The 24,758-nt window shown below is 68.7% G+C and carries 14 protein-coding genes; all 14 read left to right on the forward strand.

Features of this window, described 5'->3' with window-relative positions; translation table 11 throughout:
• Positions 1–232 precede the first annotated feature (232 nt).
• Positions 233–4,117 carry a phosphoribosylformylglycinamidine synthase gene (gene purL / locus QRO95_RS19485; RefSeq protein ID WP_285303248.1) on the forward strand — a complete coding sequence of 1,295 codons (3,885 nt, stop codon included), beginning with the start codon at positions 233–235 and terminating at the stop codon, positions 4,115–4,117.
• Positions 4,118–4,555: 438 nt separating this feature from the next.
• Positions 4,556–11,734 carry an ESPR-type extended signal peptide-containing protein gene (locus QRO95_RS19490; RefSeq protein ID WP_285303249.1) on the forward strand — a complete coding sequence of 2,393 codons (7,179 nt, stop codon included), beginning with the start codon at positions 4,556–4,558 and terminating at the stop codon, positions 11,732–11,734.
• 157 nt (positions 11,735–11,891) lie between these two features.
• Positions 11,892–13,745: a S8 family peptidase gene (locus QRO95_RS19495; RefSeq protein WP_049398129.1), complete on the forward strand. Its 1,854-nt coding sequence runs from the start codon at positions 11,892–11,894 to the stop codon at positions 13,743–13,745.
• A 136-nt stretch (positions 13,746–13,881) separates the two neighbouring features.
• A complete protein-coding gene (gene gspE, locus QRO95_RS19500) occupies positions 13,882–15,606 on the forward strand; it encodes a type II secretion system ATPase GspE (protein WP_285303250.1) in 1,725 nt (574 codons plus the stop codon).
• Positions 15,607–15,630: 24 nt separating this feature from the next.
• Positions 15,631–16,851 carry a type II secretion system protein XpsF gene (locus QRO95_RS19505; protein ID WP_285303251.1) on the forward strand — a complete coding sequence of 407 codons (1,221 nt, stop codon included), beginning with the start codon at positions 15,631–15,633 and terminating at the stop codon, positions 16,849–16,851.
• Between the two features lie 49 nt (positions 16,852–16,900).
• Positions 16,901–17,344: a type II secretion system major pseudopilin GspG gene (gspG, locus tag QRO95_RS19510; RefSeq protein WP_004142831.1), complete on the forward strand. Its 444-nt coding sequence runs from the start codon at positions 16,901–16,903 to the stop codon at positions 17,342–17,344.
• Between the two features lie 6 nt (positions 17,345–17,350).
• Positions 17,351–17,845, forward strand: a complete 495-nt coding sequence (locus tag QRO95_RS19515; protein ID WP_032130132.1) for a type II secretion system protein XpsH — start codon at positions 17,351–17,353, stop codon at positions 17,843–17,845.
• Positions 17,842–18,261, forward strand: coding sequence for a type II secretion system protein XpsI (locus tag QRO95_RS19520; protein WP_032130131.1), 420 nt, complete (start codon positions 17,842–17,844; stop codon positions 18,259–18,261). The genes QRO95_RS19515 and QRO95_RS19520 overlap by 4 nt, the downstream gene beginning before the upstream one ends.
• Positions 18,258–18,890, forward strand: coding sequence for a type II secretion system protein J (locus QRO95_RS19525; protein ID WP_285303252.1), 633 nt, complete (start codon positions 18,258–18,260; stop codon positions 18,888–18,890). Before QRO95_RS19520 ends, QRO95_RS19525 begins: the two co-directional genes overlap by 4 nt.
• On the forward strand, positions 18,887–19,750 hold the full coding sequence (locus QRO95_RS19530; RefSeq protein ID WP_285303253.1) for a general secretion pathway protein GspK: 864 nt from the start codon (positions 18,887–18,889) through the stop codon (positions 19,748–19,750). The genes QRO95_RS19525 and QRO95_RS19530 overlap by 4 nt, the downstream gene beginning before the upstream one ends.
• On the forward strand, positions 19,747–20,892 hold the full coding sequence (locus tag QRO95_RS19535; protein WP_032130128.1) for a PilN domain-containing protein: 1,146 nt from the start codon (positions 19,747–19,749) through the stop codon (positions 20,890–20,892). Before QRO95_RS19530 ends, QRO95_RS19535 begins: the two co-directional genes overlap by 4 nt.
• Positions 20,867–21,586 carry a type II secretion system protein GspM gene (gspM, locus tag QRO95_RS19540; RefSeq protein WP_049424965.1) on the forward strand — a complete coding sequence of 240 codons (720 nt, stop codon included), beginning with the start codon at positions 20,867–20,869 and terminating at the stop codon, positions 21,584–21,586. The genes QRO95_RS19535 and gspM overlap by 26 nt, the downstream gene beginning before the upstream one ends.
• Positions 21,576–22,370: a general secretion pathway protein GspN gene (locus QRO95_RS19545; RefSeq protein ID WP_100437858.1), complete on the forward strand. Its 795-nt coding sequence runs from the start codon at positions 21,576–21,578 to the stop codon at positions 22,368–22,370. The genes gspM and QRO95_RS19545 overlap by 11 nt, the downstream gene beginning before the upstream one ends.
• Positions 22,371–22,379: 9 nt before the next feature.
• Entirely contained in the window at positions 22,380–24,581 is a 2,202-nt protein-coding gene (gspD, locus tag QRO95_RS19550) for a type II secretion system secretin GspD (RefSeq protein WP_285303254.1), read from the forward strand.
• Positions 24,582–24,758 lie beyond the last annotated feature (177 nt).

The following is a 24,758-nucleotide window of genomic DNA, read 5'->3' on the forward strand; positions in this document are numbered from 1 at the left end:
GGCGCCATGGATGGCGCCATCGAGCCCCCATGGACGGGTTTACGGCGTGTCCTGCTGGCCCCCACCACCCCGCCATCCCACGGAATGCCCGTTGTTGCTGTGGCTTTTGCCTTTGCTCTGGCTGTGGCCTTGGCTTGGGCGCCTCTGCGGGTGCCGGGCGCCGCCCGGCCAAAGCCCTTCCCCCGCTTCCGGTACAATGTCGGGCCCGTTTCCCAACTACGGTTCCCCGGACATGATGGTCCTCGAGGGCGCGCCCGCCCTGTCGCCGTTCCGCCGCGAACGTCTTGAATCCCGCCTGCAGTCCATCGCTCCCTCCCTGCGCATCAGCGGTGCCTGGCACGTCTACTTCGTGCAGCCCGAAGGCAGCGCCGCCCCCGACCTGACCACCCTGTGCCGCATCCTCGAAGCTGCGCCGCAGGCCGAGGCCGTGGCCGACGGCGCGGTCAGCCGCATCGTGGTGCCGCGCCTGGGCACGCTGTCGCCGTGGTCGAGCAAGGCCACCGAACTGGTCCGTGGTGCCGGGCAGCCGGTCAGCCGGGTCGAGCGTGGCCTGCGCATCGACGTGCAGGGGTGGCCGGCCGATGCCGCCGCCCAGCAGGCGCTGGTCAAGGCGCTGCACGACCCGATGACGCAGTCGGTGCTGGAGACCGTGGAACAGGGCCAGGCGCTGTTCTCGGCGCCGGCCCGCGGTGAACTGGAACGCGTGCCGGTGGACCAGCTGGAGGCTGCCAACCAGCGCCTCGGCCTGGCCATGGCCCAGGACGAGATCGACTACCTGCGCGAACGCTTCACCGCGCTCGGCCGCGCGCCGTCCGACGTCGAGCTGATGATGTTCGCGCAGGCCAACTCCGAGCACTGCCGGCACAAGATCTTCAACGCCAGCTGGACCATCGACGGCCAGGAGCAGGACCGCTCGCTGTTCCGGATGATCAAGAACACCCACCAGCAGACCCCGCAGCACACGCTCAGCGCGTACAGCGACAACGCCGCGGTGATCGAAGGCCATCCGGCGTCGCGTTACCGCCCGGATCCGGCCAGCGGCGAATACCGCCGCGAGCCGCAGGTGCCCAGCGCGTTCCAGATCAAGGTGGAAACGCATAACCATCCGACCGCGATCGCGCCGTTCCCGGGTGCCTCGACCGGCAACGGTGGCGAGATCCGCGACGAAGGCGCGACCGGCCGCGGCGGCAAGCCGAAGGCGGGCCTGTCCGGGTTCTCGGTTTCGCACCTGCGCATTCCGGAACTGCCGCAGCCGTGGGAAGCGCCGCGCGCGCTGAACCCGCGCATGGCACCGGCATTGGAAATCATGACCGACGGCCCGCTTGGCGGCGCTGCGTTCAACAACGAGTTCGGCCGCCCGAACCTGCTCGGCTACTTCCGCAGCTTCGAGCTGCCGGAAGGCGCTGATCTGGTGCGTGCCTACGACAAGCCGATCATGCTGGCCGGTGGCCTCGGCGCGATCGACCGCGTGCAGGTCGACAAGATCCAGCTGCAGGCCGGTGATGCGGTCATTGTGCTCGGCGGTCCGGCGATGCTGATCGGCCTGGGCGGCGGTGCCGCCAGTTCGGTGGCCTCCGGCGAGAGCGCCGAGGACCTGGACTTCGCCAGCGTGCAGCGCGACAACCCGGAAATGGAACGCCGCTGCCAGGAGGTCATCGACCGCTGCGTGGCGATGGGCGCCAACAACCCGATCAAATTCTTCCACGACGTCGGTGCCGGTGGCCTGTCCAATGCCATCCCCGAACTGCTGCACGACTCCAAGGTCGGCGGTGTCATCGACCTGGGCAAGGTGCCCACCGATGATCCGTCGCTGTCGCCGATGCAGCTGTGGTGCAACGAGTCGCAGGAACGCTACGTGCTGGGCGTGGCCCAGGAGCGCCTGGCCGAGTTCGCCGCACTGTGTGCCCGCGAGCGCTGCCCGTTCGCCGCGGTTGGCGTGGCGACTGCCGAGGAGCACCTGGTGGTGGCCTACGGTGCCGTGCCGGGCCACACCCCGGCGGATGCGCCGATTGATCTGCCGATGGACGTGCTGTTCGGCAAGCCGCCGAAGATGCACCGCGACACCGCGCACCCGCCGGCCCCGCGCTGGCCAGCGCTGAAGACCGGCGGCCTGGACCTGCAGGAAGCCGGCCTTCGCGTGCTGGCGCACCCGACGGTCGCTTCGAAGAACTTCCTGGTCACCATCGGTGACCGCAGCGTCGGCGGCCTGACCGCGCGCGAACAGATGGTCGGCCCGTGGCAGCTGCCCGTGGCCGACGTGGCGATCACCCTGGCCGACTTCGACGGCGTGTCCGGCGAAGCGATGTCGATCGGCGAGCGCACCCCGCTGGCCCTGCTCGACGCCGCTGCTTCGGCACGCATGGCGGTGGGCGAAGCGTTGACCAACCTGTGCGCGGCCCCGGTCGATGCGCTGGATGAGATCAAGCTGTCGGCGAACTGGATGGCCGCGGCCGGCCACCCGGGCGAAGACGCGCTGCTGTACGACGCAGTGAAGGCGGTGGGCATGGAACTGTGCCCGCAGCTGGACATCAGCATCCCGGTGGGCAAGGACTCGCTGTCGATGCAGGCGCAGTGGCACGACCAGGGCGAAGCGCACAAGAGCGTGTCGCCGGTGTCACTGGTGATCTCGGCGTTTGCGCCGGTGGCCGACGTGCGCCAGCAGCTGACGCCGCTGCTCGACCGCGACGTGGAAAGCGAGCTGTGGCTGATCGGCCTGGGCGCCGGCAAGCAGCGCCTGGGCGGTTCGATCCTGGCCCAGGTGCATGCCGACCACGGCGATCTGCCGGCTTTCGCCGGTGCCGCGCCGGACCTGGACGACCCGCAGCGCCTGCGTGGTTTCTTCGAGCTGATCCGCGATGCGCGCCAGTCCGGCCTGCTGCTGGCCTATCACGACCGCAGCGACGGCGGCGCCTTCGCTGCGCTGTGCGAAATGGCCTTCACCTCGCGCCTGGGCCTGGACATCACTCTCGATGCCTGGGGCGATGATCCGTTCCGCAGCCTGTTCAATGAAGAACTGGGTGCGGTGGTGCAGATCGCGCGCGAAGACCGTGCTGCGTTCGCCGATCTGGTCGAACGCCACGCACTGACCGAATGCGCACAGCGCATCGCCAAGCCGACCACCGCGCCGGTGGTGCGCGTGTCGCTGGGCGGCGAGAACCTGGCCGAGTGGCGCTGGGACGCGCTGTTCGACGCCTGGTGGTCGGTCACCCATGCGATGCAGAAGCGCCGCGACAACCCGGCCAACGCCGACGCCGAGCGCGAGATTGCGCGTGCCTTCACGGCGCCGGGCCTGAAGCCCAAGCTCAGCTTCGACCTCAACGAGGACGTGGCGGCGCCGTTCATCAGCACCGGTGCGCGCCCGCGCGTGGCCGTGCTGCGCGAGCAGGGCGTGAACGGCCAGATTGAAATGGCCAACGCCTTCGAACGTGCCGGCTTCCGCGCCTTCGACGTGCATATGAGCGACCTGATCGAAGGCCGCGTGGCCCTGCAGGATTTCACCGGTTTGGTCGCCTGTGGTGGCTTCAGCTACGGCGACGTGCTCGGTGCCGGCCGTGGCTGGGCCACCTCGATCCTGGAGCGCAGCGCGCTGCGTGATGCCTTCGCTGCGTTCTTCGCCCGCGAGGACAGCTTCGCGCTGGGCGTGTGCAACGGCTGCCAGATGATGAGCCAGCTGAAGGGCATCATCCCCGGTGCCGAGCACTGGCCGCAGTTCCGTCGCAACGCCAGCGAGCAGTTCGAAGCCCGCACCGCGCTGCTGGAAGTGGTGGAATCGCCGTCGATCCTGCTGCGTGGCATGGCCGGCTCGCGCCTGCAGGTGGCGGTGGCGCATGGCGAAGGCCAGGCCGTGTTCGACAACGCCGTTGACCAGGCCGCCGCACGTGTCTCGCTGCGCTACATCGATGGCCACGGCAACGTTGCCAGCCAGTACCCGCTGAATCCGAACGGTTCGCCGGACGGCATCACCGGCCTGACCAGCAGTGACGGCCGCGTCACCATCATGATGCCGCACCCGGAACGCACCCCGCGCGCGCTCAACCTGAGCTGGGCTCCGGCCGAGTGGCAGGGTGACTCGCCGTGGATGCGCATGTTCCGCAACGCGCGGGTGTGGTGCGGCTGATCGCACTGCATCGCGCAGGCCTCAATGCCATCGCGTATGGAAAAACCCGCCGTTGATCGGCGGGTTTTTCTTTGCGCGCTTGAAACTCCAGTCGCGACCGCTAGTTACATGCATTTTCATGCGTCGAGGAATCGTCACGCATGCATAACAAAATCCTTTCATAAACACGTGAAATAGTGATGTGCTTCACGGCAATAGGATTTGCTGTGTCAAAGTCTTGACGATCTGCAAAGTTGCCGTTAACACTTGAACCCCGTTTCAGAATCATTCATTTCGCAGTAACCGCTTGGCGCACGCGCTCGGTTTTCTGTCGCTGCGCGCCGTTCGGCAATACCCCGCAGTAAATCACGCGAATAAACGCCCCCAGGGGACGTTGGGCCGGAAAGCCCAGCGGTGGCGTTGCTTTGCCCAAAACCAGTCCAATCAGGAGCCGTACCGATGAATCGGATTTATCGCAAGGTCTGGAACAAAGCATTGGGTCAGTTGGTGGTGGCCTCGGAACTGGCCTCCTCCGACAGCGGCGGCGGGGTCGTCGACCAGCGCCGCGATGCAACGCAGGCTGCGCCCGCAAGGTTGGCGATGGCACTGGGCCTGGTATTGGGATTGGGCATGAGCGGTATCGCCGCAGCACAGTCGGTGCAGATCGGCGGCAGCGCCACCTGCGTGGCATTCAGCGGCAAGCTGCTCGAAAAGTGCCTGATCGAAGGCTCGGCCACGGCCAAGGGCAGCAACGCGGTGGCGATCGGCAGCAACAGCAGCGCCAGTGCGGCCAACAGCGTAGCGCTGGGCGCCGGCTCCAAGGCCACGCGTGCCAACACGGTGTCCGTGGGTGATACCGGCAAGGAACGGCAGATCACCAATGTTGCCGCAGGCAGCCAGGCCACCGATGCGGTGAACAAGGCGCAGCTGGACGCGCAGGCGCGCGCCACCCAGGCTGCGCTGGCCGACGTTGCCGCAGATGGCAACCGTTATTTCAAGGCCGATGGCGCAGGCGATGACAGCGACGCGGCGAAGATCGACGGGCAGGGCGCAGTCGCGGCCGGTGCCGGCGCACAGTCGCTGGCCAATGCCACCACTGCCATCGGTACCCAGGCCATTGCCGCGGGCCTGGGCGCAAGCGCGTTCGGCCAGGGCGCCTTGGCAATCGGCGATGCCAGCGTGGTGGTCGGGCAGAGCGCTGCGGCCTTCGGTCTTGGCGACACCGCGGTTGGCGCAAGCGCGACCGCCGCCAGCGAGAACGGCGCAGCCACCGCACTGGGTGCGCTGTCCGAAGCGACTGCCGATGGCGCCACCGCTGTTGGCGGCGGTGCCGTGGCGATGGGCCCGGGCAGCACCGCGCTGGGCCGCGGCGCTACCGCAGCCAACGAAGCATCGATCGCGGTGGGTGCGTTCAGCACCGCCGTCGGTGAATACAGCACCGCGCTGGGTTCGAATTCCGCGGCGGTGGCCACCGGCAGCGTGGCGCTCGGCGCGGGCTCGCTGGCCGACCGCGTCGATACCGTGTCCGTTGGTGCCGCCGAATACGGCCTGACCCGGCAGATCACCAGCGTGGCCGCAGGCACCGAAGACAACGATGCAGTCAATGTCGGTCAGCTGAAGGACGTTGCCGCCGTGGCCGATGCCACCGCCAAGCGCTTCCAGGCTAACGGCAGCAGCAACAGCGATGCCGGTGCACTGGCCGAGGGCGACGAGGCGCTGGCGGCCGGCGAGGCCGCCAATGCCATCGGCGCCGGCACCACGGCAGTCGGTGCCGGCGCCACCGCCATCGCGCAGAACGCCACTGCCGTTGGCAACAACGCGCTGGCCTCGGGCCAGAACAGTGCCGCGTTCGGCAACAACGCGCAGGCCAACGGTCCAGGCAGCGTTGCCGTGGGTGGCGCTGCGGTGGATGCCGATGGCAACCCGCTGATCACCAGCGGCGGCGTGCCGGTGGAAACCGGCGCAACCAGCGCAGGCGTCGGCGGCACTGCGGTCGGCGCCAGTGCCGAAGCCAGTGGTTTTGCGGCGTCGTCCTACGGCGTCGGCGCCTATGCGGCCGGTGCGCAGGCGTCGGCCTTCGGCGCCGTGGCCAATGCCATCGGCGATTATTCCACCGCGCTGGGTACGCAGAGCAACGCGACGGGCACCAGCAGCGTCGCCATCGGTGGCCCGGCTGACCTGATCCCCGGCCTGGGCTTCTTCGTGCAGACCCAGGCCAGTGGCGAAGCCGCCACCGCCGTCGGTGCCGGTGCCATCGCCAGTGGCGACCGTGCCGTGGCCAACGGCAGCCTCAGCGAAGCCTCCGGCGCCGAAGCGACCGCGGTCGGCTACTTCGCCTATGCACCGGGCGAGAACGCCAGTGCCCTGGGCGCGCAGACCTGGGCGAGCGGAGCGCAGAGCACTGCCGTGGGTTACTACGCCACCGCACGCGGCGCGAACAGTGTGGCACTCGGCGCGAATTCCGAAGCGGTGCGCGCCAACAGCGTGGCCGTCGGCAGCGCCGGCAACGAGCGGCAGATCACCAGCGTCGCTGCGGGCAGCGAAGCCACCGATGCGGTGAACAAAGCCCAGCTCGACGCCGTGGCCGGCACTGCCGACACCACCGCGCGTTTCTTCCAGGCACAGCCGGAGGCGGGCAGTGATGCTGGCGCACTGGCTGATGGCGAAGGCTCCATCGCTGTGGGTTCGTCGAGCAATGCTATCGGCGCAGGTGCCATCGCGCAGGGTGCTGCCGCGTCGGCCATCGGCGATGACAGCGTGGCCGTGGGCCGCAACAGCGCGGCCACCGGTAATGGCGGTGTCGCCATCGGTGGCCTCGGCCAGGCCTACGACGAGTTCAACCAGCCGATCATCGGTGCCGATGGCACGGCGCAGCAGGTGGGCACCACCGCTGTTGCCGATGCCACCGCAGTCGGCAGCGGTGCGCAGGCCACCGGGGCTGCCAGCAGCGCCTTCGGCAACGCGGCCAAGGCCAGTGGTGACAACAGCTTCGCCGCAGGCGGCAAGTCGCGCGCCACCGGCAGCTATGCGGTTGCGGTCGGCGACAGCGCATTCGCCAGCAGCGATGACAGCACCGCAGTAGGCGGATACAGCTGGGCCACTGCCAGTGGCGCAGCAGCATTCGGTTCGGGTGCATGGGCCACTGCCACCAATGCCTCGGCGTTCGGCAACGCGGCCTGGGCCAGTGGCAGCGGCGCAACATCCATCGGTTACAACAGCTGGGCCAACGGCGCCAGCTCCACAGCGGTCGGCCGCGGTGCCTTCGGCTATGGCGACAACAGCGTGGCGCTGGGCTTCCAGGCGCTGGGCAACAGCATCAACAGCATCGCCATCGGCACCAACACGGTAGCCGGTGGTGAAAGCGCGATCGCGCTGGGTGCGGGCAGCAATGCCAGCGCCAGCAATACGGTCGCGCTGGGTGCCGGTTCGGTCGCCAACCGCGCGCGCACGGTGTCGGTGGGCAGCGCTGGCAACGAACGCCAGGTCACCAACGTCGCCGCCGGCACCCAGGCCACCGATGCGGTGAACAAGGCGCAGCTGGATGCGGTTGCGGCCACGGCCACAACCACCAGTCGCTTCTTCCAGGCCAGCGGCAATGGCGATGACGTAGCCGGTGCGCTCGTGGACGGTGACAACGCACTGGCCGCCGGTGATGCGGCCAATGCCATCGGCAATGGCGCCACTGCGCTGGGCAGCGGCGCCAATGCGCTGGCCAGCAACGCACAGGCGCTGGGCTTCAATGCGTTGGCGACCGCAGCCAACACCAGCGCTGTCGGCGCCAACGCACAGGCCACCGGTGAGTACGCCACCGCGCACGGTGCGGAAAGCGAGGCCAGCGGCGAGCAGAGCGCGGCGTTCGGTGCGGCCAGCATCGCCAGCGGTGCCGGCAGTACCGCTACCGGCGTGCTGTCCGAAGCCTCTGGCGAAGAAGCCGTGGCTGTGGGTTACTTCAGCAATGCCAGCGGTGACGCGGCAACCGCTGTCGGTAGCGAAAGCGTGGCCAGTGGCACGGCGTCAGCGGCCTTCGGTATCGGTGCCGAAGCCAGCGGCGGTTACAGCACCGCCATCGGTGGCTACGCACAGGCTTCGGCCTTCAATGCCACCGCGTTCGGCAACTTCGCCAATGCCTCCGGTTCCAACAGCGTGGCAGTGGGTGGCGATTCGGAAGCCTCCGGTGCCTACAGCACCGCCACCGGCCAGGGCAGCCTGGCCACCGGCACCAACAGTGTCGCCGTTGGCGGCTCGCTGTTCGGTCTGCTGGCCACCGAGGCATCGGGCAACTACTCCACTGCGGTGGGTGGTGGCGCCTGGTCGGGGGGCATCAACAGTACCGCGCTGGGTAACGCCGCTGAATCGCGCGGCGCCAACAGCGTGGCGCTGGGTGCCGATTCGATCGCGGATCGCGACAACACCGTGTCGGTGGGCGGCGGTGGCAACACCCGCCAGATCACCAACGTGGCCGATGGCACGCAGGGCAATGATGCGGTCAACAGGAATCAGCTCGATGCCGTAGCCGCGGCAGCGGAAAAGACCAGCCGGCAGTTCCAGGCCAGCGGCAATGCCGATGGTGAAACCGGGGCGCTGGTGGAGGGCGATAACGCGCTGGCTGCCGGTGACGCGGCCAACGCGATCGGCAACGGTGCCACCGCGTTGGGCAGTGGTGCCAATGCGCTGGCCGCCAACGCCACGGCCGTGGGCATCGATGCGCTGGCCACCGGCAGCAACGCGGCGGCCCTGGGCAGCACGGCACAGGCTACCGGCGAAGCCAGCCTGGCGCTCGGTACCGGCGCCAGCGCCAGTGAACTGGGCGCAAGCGCGGTCGGCGCGCGCGCGCAGGCCAGCGGTGCCTACAGCACGGCCACGGGCACTGAAGCCAATGCCAGCGGCACCCAGGCACTGGCCAGCGGCTTCCGCAGCGCAGCGTCCGCCGATGGCACTACCGCTGTCGGCGGTTATGCCGAAGCCAGCGGTCGGCTCGGCACGGCACTGGGCTACGGTTCGGCGGCCAGTGGCGCCAACACCACGGCGGTCGGCTTCGGTGCCGCCGCCGCCGGTACCGGTGCAGTAGCGGTCGGTCAGTCCAGCGAAGCCAGTGGCGAAGAAAGCGTGGCGATCGGTGGCAGCACCTTCTTCGGCCTGATCCCCTCGCGTGCCAGTGGCACCGGTGCCGCGGCATTCGGTGCGGGCGCGTGGGCCACCGAAGACTACGCCACGGCGATCGGCTGGAATTCGTGGGCGGCAGGCAGCAGTGCCACCGCGCTGGGTGCCAACGCCACCGCCAATGGCAGCAACAGCGTCGCGCTCGGTGCCGGCTCCAAGGCCGACCGTGACAACACGGTGGCCGTCGGCAAGGCGGGCGGTGAGCGCCAGGTCACCCATGTCGCAGCCGGTACCGAAGCCACCGATGCGGTGAACAAGGGCCAGCTGGATGCGGTCGCCGGCGTCGCCGACAAGACCAGCCGGCAGTTCCAGGCCAGCGGCAATGCCGATGGCGAGGCCGGTGCACTCGTTGACGGCGACAATGCACTGGCTGCTGGCAACGCGGCCAACGCCATCGGTAACGGCGCCACCGCGCTGGGCAGTGGCGCCAATGCCATGGCCGGCAATGCCACCGCCGTGGGCTTCGATGCACTGGCCACCGGCAACAATGCGGCGGCGCTCGGCAACGCGGCGCAGGCTGCTGGTGTCGACAGCGTAGCCGTGGGCAGTGGCGCCAGCGCCAGCGAACTCGGCGCCAGTGCTACCGGCGCCGGCGCCCAGGCCAAGGGCGCTTACAGCACTGCCAGCGGCGCGCAGGCCACGGCCAGCGGCACCCAGTCGCAGGCCAGTGGTTTCCGCGCCAATGCTTCGGCCGACGGCGCTTCGGCGCTGGGCAGCTATGCCGAAGCCAGTGGTCGCCTTGGCACTGCAGTGGGTTACGGCAGCAAGGCCACCGGCGCCAATGCCACCGCGGTGGGTGTCAGTGCCAACGCTTCGGCGGCCGGCAGCATCGCACTGGGCGCAGGCTCGGTGGCGGACCGTGCCAACACCGTGTCGGTGGGCAGCAGTACCAGTGATCGTCAGATCACCCGCGTTGCTGCCGGTACCGAGCGCACCGATGCGGTCAATCGTGGCCAGCTTGATGCGGTCGCAGCGACTGCCGATGGCACGGCACGTTACGTCAAGGCCACCGGCGCAGGTATCGCCAGCGCCAGCGGCAGTGATGCCGCCGCGATCGGTTCGGCGGCCAGTGCCAGCGGCGCGCGCAGCAATGCGCTGGGCGCCAACGCGATGGCGATCGGCAACGGTGCACTTGCACTGGGCAACAGTGCCGGCGCGTCCGGTGCCAACTCGGTGGCGCTGGGTGCGGGCTCGCGTGCGCTCGATGCCAACGTGGTGTCGGTCGGCGGTGGCAACGGCACCGATGGTCCGGCCACGCGCCGCATCGTCAATGTGGCCGATGGCCGCATCGCCGCCGGCAGCAGCGATGCCATCACCGGTTCGCAGCTCAACGTCACCAACCAGCGGGTGGGCGCGGTGGAAACGCGCGTGGGCGATTTCGATTCGCGCATCGCCACCGTGGAAACCACCGCGGCCAGCGCGGTCGGTTACGACGACGCCAGCCGTGACCGCCTGACCCTGTCTGGTTTCCAGGGCACCACCATCGACAACGTCGGTGCCGGCAGCATTGCCGCGGGCAGTCGCCAGGCGATCAACGGCGGCCAGCTGTTCCAGTCGCTCAGCGATGCCGCCAGCTTCCTCGGCGGTGGTGCCAGCGTCGGCATGCAGGGTGTGTTCGTGGCCCCGAACTACGTGATCCAGGGCGCCACCTACAGCAACGTCGGCGATGCGCTCGGCGCGCTGGACCGCAAGGTCAGCGAGATCGACCGCAGAACCGCCGGTGGCTCGCGTGCCGGGACTGCCAACCTGCGCGCGATGAGTGCCTCGCTGGATGAGAGCCCGCTGGCAAGCACCGCTGATGCACCTGCAACGGCCGATGCGGCACCGGCCAGCACCGCGCGTGTGCAGGGCACGCCGACCGCTGCTGCCGCCGGTGCCGGGATTCCGGTTGGCACTCCCGCGACGGGCTTCAATGCCGTCGCCATGGGCGAGGGCGCCGTCGCCAGTGGCGCTTCGTCCACGGCCATCGGCCAGGGCGCCAATGCCACTGCGGCAAATGCCGTGGCGCTGGGCCAGGGCTCGGTTGCCGATCGTGCCAACACGGTCTCGGTGGGCAGTGAAGGCAACGAGCGCCAGGTCACCAATGTGGCGGCGGGTACCACGGCCACCGATGCGGTCAACAAGGGCCAGCTCGACCGTGGCATGGCCACGGCCAACAGCTACACCGACAGCCGCGTCCAGGCCGTCGCCGACAGCTTCGATGTGTTCAAGGGCGAGATCGACGGACGCCTGCGCCACATGGATCGCCGCATCGACCGCCAGGGTGCGATGAGCGCGGCGATGCTCAACATGGCCACCAGTGCCGCCGGTATCCGCACCCAGAACCGGGTCGGCGTCGGCATTGGTTTCCAGGGCGGCGAGTCGGCGTTGTCGCTGGGCTACCAGCGTGCGATCAGCGATCGCGCCACGGTGACCTTCGGCGGTGCTTTCAGCAGCGACGACAGCTCGGTTGGCGTCGGTGCCGGCTTCGGCTGGTAAGCCACTCCATCGCGCCGGCGGCCACCCACGCCGGCGCAGCACCTGCAGTGAGGGCCTGGGGGGAGGTCACGGCAATCCCGGCTGGGCCGGCCGGGAGTCGTCAAGGAATGATGGCCGCAGTGTTGGTTCGATCCATGACCCAGAAGAGGAATTCGACGTGATCAAGAAGCAGAACCTTCGCATCAATGTGCTTGCCGCCGCCGTGCTGTCGATGACGGCCGTCGGTGCCGTCCACGCCGCCGGCCTGCCGACCCGCGAACCGGTGCGCCAGGCCAGCACCGCCCAGCCGGGCGCCGAGCGCATCATCGTCAAGTACCGGGCCGGCGCTGCCGCCGCCACCGACCGCTCGGCGAAGCTGTCCACCGTGCAGTCGGCGCTGACCCGGGCCAGCCTCTCCGGCGGTACCTCACGTGCCAGTACCCTCGGCCCGCAGGTGGTACGCAAGCTCGCTACCGGTGCGGACCTGATCCGCGTGCAGGGCCGCCTGGCCCCGGCCGAACTGCAGCGTGTGCTGAAGGAACTGCAGGCCGACCCGTCGGTGCAGTACGCCGAAGCCGACGTCAAGCTGCGCCGCACCGAGCTGCGTGCCGGCGACGTACAGCCGGCGCTGGTGCCGAACGATCCCTTCTACCAGCAGAACCAGTGGCACCTGCACAACGCCGTCGGCGGCATCAACGCACCGGCGGCATGGGATGTCTCGCAGGGTGAGGGCATCGTGGTGGCGGTGATCGATACCGGCATTCTGCCGCAGCATCCGGACCTGGTCGGCAACCTGCTGGAGGGTTACGACTTCATCAGCGATGCGGAGACCTCGCGGCGCCCGACCAACGATCGTGTGCCGGGTGCGCAGGACTACGGTGACTGGGTCGAGAACGACAACGAGTGCTATGACGGCTCGCTGGCCGAGGACAGTTCCTGGCACGGCACCCACGTCGCCGGCACCGTCGCCGAGCAGACCAACAACGGCGTCGGCATGGCCGGTGTCGCCTACAAGGCCAAGGTGCTGCCGGTGCGCGTGCTGGGCAAGTGCGGCGGCTACCTGTCCGACATCGCCGACGCGGTGGTCTGGGCATCGGGTGGCACGGTGACCGGCATCCCGGCCAACACCAACCCGGCCGAGATCATCAACATGAGCCTGGGCGGCAGCGGCGCCTGCGGCAGCACCTACCAGGACGCCATCAACGGCGCCATCTCGCGCGGTACCACGGTGGTGGTGGCGGCCGGCAATGAGACCGACAACGCGTCCAAGTACCGTCCGGCCAGCTGCGAAGGCGTGGTGACCGTGGGTGCCACGCGCATCACCGGTGGCATCACCTACTACTCCAACTATGGCACCCGCGTGGACCTGTCCGGTCCGGGTGGCGGCGGCAGTGTCGACGGCAACCCGGGTGGCTACATCTGGCAGACCGGCTCCAATGCGGCGACCACGCCGGAATCGGGCACGCCGGGCTACATGGGCATGGGCGGTACCTCGATGGCCTCGCCGCATGTGGCCGCCGTTGCTGCACTGGTGCAGAGCGCACTGATCGCCAAGGGCAAGGATCCGCTGACCCCGGCCGCGATGCGTACCCTGCTGAAGGAAACCGCACGTCCGTTCCCGGTCGCCATCCCGGCAGCCACGCCGATCGGTACCGGCATCCTCGATGCCAAGGCCGCGCTGGCCAAGGCACTGGAAGAACCGTGCACCGAGAACTGCGGGCCGGTGGCCACGCCGCTGACCAACAAGGCCGCGGTCGGTGGCCTGTCCGGTGCGGCCGGCAGCAGCAAGCTCTACAGCTTCGAAGCGGCTGCCGGCAAGCAGTTCAGCGTGATCACCTACGGTGGCACCGGCAACGTTTCGGTCTACGTGGCTGAAGGCCGTGAGCCCAGTGCCAGCGACAACGACGCCAAGTCGACCCGTCCGGGCACCTCCGAGACGGTGCGGGTGACCAAGCCGGTGGCGGCCACCTACTACATCAAGGTGGTGGGTGAAGCGGCCTACAACGGGGTGAGCATTCTCGCCACGCAGTAAGCTTGAACTGTCGTAGTTGAATGGCCGAAGCCCGTCATCCCATGTGACGGGCTTCGTCTTTTTACGAAAGGTGGCGCAGGGGCGGCGGAAATCATGGCTTAACTGTTAAAGTCGAGCCGATTGACAGGAGAGTCATGTGAACGCGCTTGCTGCTACCGCCGCTGCCGACGACGCTGAAGGCCGCATCCTGGATGCGCTGCTGGCGCGCGGCCGGCTGAAGGAAGGCGATCTGGCACGTGCGCGGCCGCTGCACGCAGAGGCCGGCGGCAGCCTGCTGGGCCTGCTGGTGCGGCTAGGGCTGGTGTCCGAGCGTGACCAGGCCCAGGCCAGCGCCGAAGTGCTGGGGCTGCCGCTGCTGGAAGGCAAACAGCTGCCGGAAGCACCGCCACAAGGGCTGGCGGAAGGCTTGCCGTTGTCGCTGCGCTTCCTCAAGCAGTTCCATGTCTGCCCGCTGGCGCTGGATGAACAGGGGGTCCGGCTGTGGCTGGCCGATGCCCATGATCCTTATCCGCAGCAGGCCGTGCAGCTGGCACTGGGTGTACCGGTGACACCGGTGCTGGGCATGCGCGCAGAAATTGATGATCTGGTCGAGCGCTGGTTCGGCCAGGGCCGCAGCGCGATGGGCGCGATCGTCGAAACCGCCGATGGCGAGGGCGGTGCGGTCGATGATATCGAGCATCTGCGTGACCTCGCCTCGGAAGCGCCGGTGATCCGCCTGGTCAACCTGGTGATCCAGCGCGCGGTGGAACTGCGCGCTTCGGACATCCATGTCGAACCGTTCGAAAGCCGGTTGAAGGTGCGTTACCGGATCGATGGCGTGCTGGTGGAAGGCGAAAGCCCGCCGGCCAACCTCACTGCTGCGGTGATCAGCCGCATCAAGATCATGGCCCGGCTCAACATCGCCGAGCGCCGCCTGCCGCAGGACGGCCGCATCATGCTGCGCGTGCAGGGCAAGGAGCTGGACCTGCGCGTGAGCACGGTGCCGACCGCGCACGGCGAAAGCGTGGTGATGCGATTGCTGGACCGCGAAACGGTGGTGTTCGATTTCCATCGTCTCGGTTTCACCGACGCGTTCCTGCCGCAGTTCCGCAAGGTGCTGGAACAGCCGCACGGCATCCTGCTGGTGACCGGCCCGACCGGCTCGGGCAAGACCACCACGCTGTACACCGCGCTCAGCCAGCTCAACACCGCCGACGTCAAGATCATCACCGTTGAAGACCCGGTCGAATACCAGATCGAGGGCATCAACCAGATCCAGGCCAAGCCACAGATCGGGCTGGACTTCGCCAATGCCCTGCGCAGCATCGTGCGCCAGGATCCGGACATCATCATGATCGGCGAAATGCGCGATCTGGAAACCGCGCGCATCGCGATCCAGTCGGCGTTGACCGGCCACCTGGTGCTGTCCACCCTGCATACCAACAACGCAGCCGGCGGCATCACCCGCCTGCTCGACATGGGCGTGGAAGACTATCTGCTCACCTCCACCATCAACGGCATCCTGGCCCAGCGCCTGGTGCGTCGGCTGGAGCCGACCCATGCCGAGCGCTATGAAGCCTCGCCGGAAGAGATCGAACGCTTCGAGCTGCGCCGCCTGCAGCCGGAAGGACCGATCTACCTGTACCGCCCGAGGCCCTCCGCGCTGGCGCCGACCGGTTACCTCGGCCGGACCACCATCATGGAATTCCTGGTGATGAACGACGCGCTGCGGCGCGCGGTGATGCGCCGCGACGGCATGGGCGAGATCGAACGCATTGCCCGCGAAGCCGGCATGCGCACGATGTACGAAGATGGCCTGTCCAAGGCCCTCAGTGGTCAGACGACCATCGAGGAAGTCCTGCGTGTCACCGAGGAAAGCTGATGCGCGCAGGACGCCGGGGCTGACATGCCGACCTACCGTTACAAGGCACTGAATCCGCACGGCGAGATCTTCGACGGGCAGATGGAAGCGGCCAGCGAGGCCGAGCTGGTCGCGCGCCTGCAGGACCAGGGCCATCTGCCGATGGAGACCCAGCTGGCCGATGGCGGTGCGATCGGTGGCAGTACCTGGCGCAACCTGTTCCGCCAACGGCCGCTGCAGGGCGCTGCATTGCTGCAGTTCACCCAGCAGCTGGCGACACTGCTCGGTGCAGGCCAGCCGCTGGATCGCGCGCTGTCGATCCTGCTCGGGTTGCCCGAAGACGAACGCTCGCGCCGCGCGATCACCGACATCCGCGATGTGGTGCGCGGTGGCGCGCCGCTGTCGACCGCACTGGAGCGCCAGCATGGGTTGTTCTCGCGCCTGTACGTGAACATGGTGCGGGCCGGTGAAGCCGGCGGCAGCCTGCACGAAACCCTGCAGCGCCTGGCCGACTACCTCGAACGCAGCCGCGCGCTGCAGGGCAAGGTGATCAACGCGCTGGTGTACCCGGCCATCCTGCTGGTGGTGGTGGGCGGCGCGCTGCTGTTCCTGCTCGGCTACGTGGTGCCGCAGTTCGCGCAGATGTACGAAAGCCTGGATGTGGCGCTGCCGTGGTTCACCAACGCGGTGCTGCAGCTGGGCCTGTTCGTGCGCGACTGGTGGGTGTTGCTGCTGGTGGTGCCAGGGATACTTGCGCTGTTCTTCGAACGCAAGGCGCGGCAACCAGCCTTCCGGCTGGCGCTGGATGGCTGGCTGCTGCAGCGTCGCGGCATTGGCCGCCTGCTCGGTGAACTGGAAACCGCGCGGCTGGCCCGCACGCTGGGCACGCTGCTGCGCAATGGCGTGCCGCTGCTGGGTGCCTTGGGCATCGCCCGCAACGTGCTGGGCAACCGCGCGCTGGCCGCCGATGTGGAAGCCGCCGCGGATGAAGTGAAGAACGGTACCGGCCTGTCGCTGGCGCTGTCGCGCGGCAAGCGTTTCCCGCGCCTGGCACTGCAGATGATCCAGGTCGGCGAGGAATCCGGTGCACTCGATACCATGCTGCAGAAAGCCGCCGATACCTTCGAACAGGACAGCGCCCGGCGCATCGACCGCCTGCTGGCGGCGATGGTGCCGGCGATCACCCTGGTGCTGGCCTCGGTGGTCGGTGCGGTGATCGTTGCCGTGCTGGTGCCGCTGTACGACCTGACCAATGCCATCGGTTGACGATGGATCCCTACGCAACCCCGACACTCCGCAACTGAAAGGACCGACCATGATTGCTTCCCGTCGACCGATCCGCCTTTCCTTCACCGCCGCGCGCAACCAGTCGGGCATGAGCCTGCTGGAAATCATCATCGTCATCGTGCTGATCGGTGCGGTGCTGACCCTGGTCGCCAGCCGCGTGCTGGGCGGCGCCGATCGCGGCAAGGCCAACATCGCCAAGGCGCAGGTGCAGACCGTTGCGTCCAAGGTCGACAACTACCAGATCGATACCGGCAAGCTGCCCGGCTCGCTCAACGATCTGGTGACCGCACCGGCGGGTGTCGGTGGCTGGCTGGGGCCGTATGCCAAGCCGGCTGACCTGAACGACCCGTGGGGCCACGCGCTGGAATACCGTGCGCCGGGCGAAGGCCAGCCGTACGAGCTGATCAGCCTCGGCAAGGATGGCAAGGCCGGCGGCAGCAGCGTCGATGCCGACATCCGCTACCAGCCGTAATCCTGCATGACGTATTTCCTGCCGCGCCGGCTGCCTCGCCCGCGCCTGCACGGCAGGCGCGCAGCGGGCCTGTCGCTGCTGGAAATGCTGCTGGTGATCGCGCTGATCGCAGCGATCGGCCTGATTACCGCCGCCGGCCTGTCGCGCGGCTTCGCCGGCATGCAGCTGCGCAGCGCCGGCAAGGACATCGCCAACCAGCTGCGGGTGGTACGCGCGCAGGCGATCGCCCGCGGCGAGCCGCAGCGCTTTGTCATCGAACCGGCAAAGCGGCGCTGGGAAGGCGCCAACCAGCGCCATGGTGACGTGCCGGCACAGCTGCAGGTGCAGTTCGAAGGCGCCGCGCAGCTGGCCACCGCGCCAGGGCAGGGCGTGATCGAGTTCCATCCCGATGGTGGCTCCAGCGGTGGCCGCATCCGGCTGCAGCGCGACGATGCCGAATGGCGCATCGACGTGGGCTGGCTGACCGGTGAGGTCCGCTCCGGCCCCTGGCGGGCACAATGAAGCGGCACGTTCGCGGCTTCACCCTGCTGGAAGTGATCATCGCCTTTGCCCTGCTCGGGCTGGCGCTGACCCTGCTGCTGGGCAGTCTGTCCGGTGGTGCCAGGCAGGTGCGCGAGGCCGAGCTGCGCACGCGCGCGATACTGCATGCGCAGTCGCTGCTGGCCGAAACCGGTGTCGCCACGCCACTGCAGGTGGGTAGCCAGCAGGGCGACTGGGAACAGGGACGCTACCACTGGGAGCTGCAGGTGCAGCCGTGGGTGGAGCCACGTGCCGGCAACGCCGTGCAGTCACAGTCGGCCGGTGCCCCCTGGCTGGCCGAACTGCAGCTGCAGGTGCGTTGGGGCGACAGCGAACGCGAGCAGCTGCGCTGGCGCAGCCTGCGCCTGCTGCCGCCGGACCTGGAGAGCGCGCGATGAAGCGCCGCGCCGCGGGTTTCACGCTGGTTGAAGTGATGCTGGCCACGGTGCTGCTGGCCGGTGGCCTGGCGCTGGCGTTCGCCAGCGTCCGCTCGGCAATGGCGGTCAGTCAGCGTGGCGAGCAGATCGCGGCCGAGAGTGAGCGCATGCGCGCGGTGCAGTCGCTGTTGCGGCGGCAGCTGGCCGGTGCGCTGCGCACGCCGCTGGAAGTACCCGATCCCACCCGCGAACCGATCTTCTTCCAGGGCGAAGAGCAGCGCATGTTGTTCGCCGCCGATCTGCCGGGCTACCTCGGCCGCGGCGGACCCTACCTGCACGCGCTGCAGGTGGACGGCCGCGATGGCCAGCAGCGCCTGCTGCTGGACCTGGTGCTGCTGCAGGAAGGCGAGCGCATCGCCGAGAACCCGCCGCGCCCGCCGGAAGTGCTGGTGGAAAACCTGAAGTCGGTACAACTGCGCTATCGCGGCATCGATGCCAGTACCGGCCAGGTGAGCGACTGGATGCCGCGCTGGGACGATACCCGCCGCCTGCCGATGCTGGTGGAGATCAGGATCGTCCCGGCCAGGGGCGCGCCCTGGCCGACGCTGGTGGTGGCGCCGCGTAACGGTGGCAGCGGAGGCGCGCGATGAACCGGCAACACGGTGCGGCACTGGTACTGGTTCTGTGGTTGATCGCATTGATGACCGCGCTGGTCGGTGCGTTCGCGCTGAGCGCACGGGTCGAGCATCTGCAGCAGCGGGTGCTGGATGACGACGCACGCGGCCAGGAACGGGCGCGCGCCGGCCTGGAGTACGCGCTGCTGCGCCTGTCCGCCGATCCGCTGCGGGCGCCCTGGCGCGCTGATGGCCGAACCTACCGCTGGCAGTTCGATGACGCCAGCATCGAGATCAAGGTGCTGGACGAGAACGGCAAGATCAACCTGAACCTGGCCGACGTGACCTTGCTGACCGCGTTCCTCAAGGCGCTCGGCGAAGACGAAGGGGCAGCCCGGCAGCTGGCCGGTGCCATTGTCGACTGGCGTGATGAAGACAGCCTGCTGCAGCCGGGCGGCGGTGCCGAAGCCCAGGACTATGCGGCGGCGGGGTTGCCGTATGGCCCACGCAACAAGCGTTTCGAGACGCTCGGAGAACTGCAGCGGGTACTGGGCATGCGCGGCCCGCTGTACAAGGCCATGCTGCCGCACCTGACCCTGTACAGCCGCCAGGCACGCCCGGATCCCCAGTTCGCCAGCGCGCCGGTGCTGACCGCACTGGGCCTGGATGCGGATACCGTGCTGGCGCAGCGCGCACAGCAGGAGCGTGACGCAGATACCGCTGGCGGTGCGACAACGCTTGCCAGCAGCAGCGGCACCTATAGTATCGAGTCTCGTGCAACCGACGGCAGTGGACGCCGGTCGGTGTTGCAGGCAGTGGTACGCAATGGCTCGGGCGGGGTTCCCGGGCGGTCCTACACAGTGCTTCGCTGGGAGCAGGGAATGACAGCAAGATGACGGCATGGCAGGACAGTGTGCGGCAGGTGCAGGGCCGGATCGGCCCTGGCGCCGGCCGTTTCCTGCGCTGGTGGCGGCAGTCGCTGCTGGCCTGGGTGCCGGCACGTTGGCAGTGGGCACTGGGCTGGGCACAGGCGCGCCTGCTGCTGCAGCGCCAGGGTGAGCAGCTGCAGGTCTGGCGAGAGGCCGGAGAACGCCGCGAAGCAGTTGCCAGCGTGCCATGGCCGCTGTCGCCGGCCGAACTGGACCGCGTGCTGGAACCGCGACTGCGCAGCCTGCCGCGGGTGTGGCTGCTGCCGGCCAGCGAGGTACTGCGTCGTCATCTGCGCCTGCCTGCGGCTGCGGCCGACCGGCTGCGCGCCGTGGTCGGTTTCGAGATTGACCGCCAGACGCCGTTCGAATCCAGCCAGGTCAGCTATGACGTGCGTGAACTCGGGGGCGCCGCCGAGGGCCAGCTGCAGGTCGAACTGATCGCCTGGCCACTGCGCCAGCTTGAGGCGTGGCGGGCCAGCGTGGGCGAATGGGCCGATGCACTGGCCGGTGTCGATGCCATCGACACCGAGGGTGAACCCCTGCAGGTGAATCTGCTGCCACCGGGGCAGCGCCAGCTGCGGGCAGACCCGACGCGGCGCTGGAATGTGCTGCTGGCCGTGGCCGCGCTGGTGATGCTGGTGCTGGCGGCCCTGCAGCTGCTCGACAACCGCCGCGCCGCCGCCGACGAACTGCGTGCGCAGGTCGAGCGCAGTGCGCGCAGTGCGCGTGGTGTCGCCAGCGAACGCGCGCAGCTGCAGGCGCTGATCGATGGTGCCGCGTTCCTGGAAAAGCAGCGCAGCCAGCGCGCCGGAACGGTGGAAATCTGGAATGAACTGACCCGGCGCCTGCCGGAGGGCACCTACCTGGAAAAGCTGGCCATCGAGAACAACAACCTGCAGCTGATCGGCCTGAGCCGCGAGGCCTCGCAGCTGGTGCAGCTGCTGCAGGACGCACCGCAGTGGCGCAAGGTCAATCTGACCGGCGTACTGCAGGCCGATGGCGCCGCCAGTGGCCGTGACCGCTTCACCATGACCGCCGAACTGCAGCCGTTGCCGGCTGCGGCCCCGACCCGGGAGGCGGCCGATGCCGATGCCAAGCGCACGCCGTGACCGCTGGCTGGCACTGGCGCTGCTGCTGGCAGTGCTGGGCCTGGCCTACCTGCTGCTGGTGCACCCCTGGTTCACCCAGCCACTGCGCGAAATCGACGCCGACGTGGCTGCCCTGCGCGAGCGCGAGCAGCGCGTGCAGGCGCAGCTGCAGCAGCAGCCGCAGATCGAACAGCGCCTGCGCGCCACCCGCGAGGCACTGCAGCAGCGGCCGGGCTTCCTGCGCGAAGCCACCGCCGAAGCTGCGGCCGCTGCGCTGGGCGCGAAGCTGCAGGATGCGGTGGCGATGGCCAGCCCGGGCAACCGCAGCTGCACCATCAGCAACCGCACGCCGCTCACCGACAACCGCCGTGACGCCGAATTCGTGCGCGTGGCCATGCAGGTGCGCCTGCGTTGCGGTGTGGCCGAACTGGCCACCGTGCTGCACAGCCTGGAAACCGGCAGCCCGCGCCTGTTCGTCGACAACCTCAACCTGATCGCGCAGCGCTTCCAGCAGTCGCCCAACGAGTCCGGGCTCGGCCTGGACGTGTCGTTCGAACTGGCCGGTTACCTGCTGCCCGGTGCTGCGGCCGATGGCGCTGCGCCGGCACCTGCAGCCGAACCGGGCGCGGCGCCGCAACCGCCTTCGGCCACACCTTCACCGGCCGCCGCACCGGCTGCGCCGGAAGAAGGGCAGGAGGTGGCCGATGAAGCTTGAGCAGATCAGCCTGCGCACCGGCTTCCTGCTGGCACTGGCCGGCTGGGCGGCAGCGGTCTGGCTGGCCACCGGCTTCGGTCTGGGCAGCCAGCTGCCAGGTGCGGACGGTGATGCCGATGCGGTGCCTTCGTTGCCGGTGCTGCCGCCGTTGGCCGCAGAACGCATGGCCAGCGCCGAAAGCTACAGCGCGATCGGCGAGCGACCGCTGTTCGCCGAGGACCGCAGGCCGAAGCCCTACCTGCTCGGCGGCAGCGAGCCCGCCGCCAGCGCCGCGCTGCGCCTGACCGGCGTGCTGCTGACCGGCGACTTCGGCATGGCCACCTTCACCACCGAACAGAACCGCTCGCTGCGCCTGCGCCTCAACGGTGAAGCCGTCGACGGCTGGCAGCTGGTCGCACTGCAGCCGCGTCAGGCCACCGTGATCGGCCCCGGTGGCAACCAGGTGCTGGAACTGGCGGTATTCAACGGGCAGGGGGGTGAACCACCGACCGTGCTGCGCGGCGCCAACGGTGCGCCACCGGCCGGTGCGATCGTTGTGCCGCCCCCGGCAGGCGCTCCGCCGGCACCGCCGCCGGCTGCGGCAACCGCATCGCCGTCGCCTGCTGGCAGTGCGCCAGCATCCTCGGCTGCGGCGGCCGCCACACCGCCTGCCAACAACAACGGCCCCAGCGAAGCGCAGATGCAGGCCATCCGCGAACGCATCCAGGCCCGTCGCCGCCAGCTGCAGCAACAACAACAGCAGCAACAACCGTCGCCGCCCCCGGGCGATGGCACCAACCGATAGAGTGAATGCATGAGCCTGCGTTTCCTTCCCTGGTCCTTTGCCCTCGCGCTGCTGGTCGGCTGCAGCACCGTGTCCGCACCGCATGTGCAGCGCAAGGGCAATCTGTCGCCCACTGCCGAGGCCGGCCAGGCGGCCGAAGTCGCCGCTGATGCTGCCCGTGACGCCCAGGGCGCTCCGCAGGCGGTGATCCGCCGTGGCACCGGCACCATGATCAACCGCGAAGCAGCACGCGCACCGGCTCCGGCACTGCATGGCGCCAGCACCGGTGAAGCAACCTTCAATTTCGAAGGCGAATCGGTGCATGCGGTGGTCAAGGCCATCCTCGGTGACATGCTGGGCCAGAACTACGTGATCGCACCGGGGGTGCAGGGCACAGTCACCCTGGCCACGCCCAAGCCGGTGTCGCCGGCGCAGGCGTTGAACCTGCTGGAGATGGTGCTGGGCTGGAACAATGCCCGCATGGTCTACAGCGGCGGCCGCTACAACATCGTCGCCGCCGATCAGGCATTGGCCGGCACTGTCGCGCCGAGCACGGCGCCGGCAGCCAGTGCGCGTGGCTTCGAGGTACGGGTGATCCCGCTGCAGTTTATCTCCGCAACTGAAATGAAGAAGGTGCTGGAGCCGTACGCGCGCCCCAACGCCATCGTCAACGTCGACAGCGGCCGCAACGTGATCACCCTGGGCGGTACCCGCGCCGAGCTGGAAAACTACATGCGCACCGTCGAGATCTTCGACGTCGACTGGCTGTCGGGCATGTCGGTGGGCGTGTTCCCGATCCAGTCCGGCAAGGCCGAGCAGGTGGCCGCCGACCTGGAGAAGGTGTTCGGCGAGGAGAGCAAGACGCCCAGCGCCGGCATGTTCCGCTTCCTGCCGCTGGAAAACGCCAACGCGGTGCTGGTGATCACCCCGCAGGTGCGTTACCTGGACCAGATCCAGCAGTGGCTGGACCGCATCGACACCGCCGGTGGCAGCGCCCGCCTGTTCTCCTATGAGCTGCGCTACATCAAAGCGCGCGATCTGGCCGAACGCCTCAGTGAAGCCTTCGCCAGCAGCGGCAACCGCGGCGGTTCCAGCCCGGCCTCGCTGGCGCCGGGTGCAATGCCGTCGCAGCTGGGCAGCGACGGTGACCGTGGCATGGACAGCAACAACAGCAGCAATTTCGGTTCGACGCCGGGCAGTGGCTCCAGTGGCACCGGCAACGGCAGCATGAACCTGCCGCAGCGCCAGTCCGGCAATGTCAGCGTCAGCCTGGAAGTGGAAGGCGATCGCGTGGGCGTGTCGGCGGTGGAGGAAACCAACACCCTGCTGGTGCGCTCGACCCCGCAGGCCTGGCGTTCGATCCGCGAAGTGATCGAGAAGCTGGACGTGATGCCGCTGCAGGTGCATATCGAAGCGCAGGTGGCCGAGGTCGCACTGGAGGGGGACCTGAAGTACGGCGTGAACTGGTTCTTCGACAACGCGGTGGCCGGGCGCGCGCTGACCGGCGCATTGGCCGGCGTGACCCTGCCGGCTGCCGCCGGCGGTTCCTGGAGCAGCTTTGCAGGTGCCGCGACCGGTGGCGAAGGCCTGGGCTGGGCATTCACCGGCCACAATGGCGCGGCGGTGGTAAGCGCGCTGGACAAGGTCACCGACGTACGTCTGCTGCAGACCCCCTCGGTGTTCGTGCGCAACAACGCCGAGGCCACGCTCAACGTGGGTGACAAGGTGCCGATCAATACCACCACGGTGAACACCGGTATCGGCACCAGCAGCTACAGCTCGGTGCAGTACATCGACACCGGCGTGATCCTGAAGGTGCGCCCGCGCGTGACCCGCGACGGCACGGTATTCCTCGACATCGTGCAGGAAGTGAGCAGCGCCTCGAACGTGCCGGAGAACTGCAACCCGACCGAGCGCAACTGCAACCCGCGGATTTCCACCAAGAAGCTGTCGACCGAAGCGGCGGTGCAGAGCGGCGACACCATCATGCTGGCCGGCCTGATCACCGACACGGGCACCGATGGCAGCAGCGGCATCCCCGGCCTGAGCCGGATTCCGGTGGTGGGCGCACTGTTCGGGCAGAAGAGCCGCACCAGCCGCCGTTCGGAGGTGATCGTGCTGCTGACGCCGAGCATCGTGCGCAACGGGCAGGAGGCACGCACCCTGACCGACGAGTACAGCCAGCGCTTCCGCGCGATGGAACCGCTGAACCAGCCGCGCGCAAAGAAGTAAGGGGTTTACGGCCGGGCTGCGCCCGGCACCCGCAGAGGCCAGAGCTGGAGCAACAGCAACAGCGGGTTTCTGCGGGATGGCGGGGCGGTGTGGGTTGTCAGGACACGCCGTAAACCCGTCCTTGGGGGCTCGATGGCGCCATCCATGGCGCCAACGGTCCTGCCAACCCACACCGCC

This window comes from Stenotrophomonas maltophilia group sp. Smal13, assembly GCF_030236855.1.
GTDB lineage: Bacteria > Pseudomonadota > Gammaproteobacteria > Xanthomonadales > Xanthomonadaceae > Stenotrophomonas > Stenotrophomonas maltophilia_A.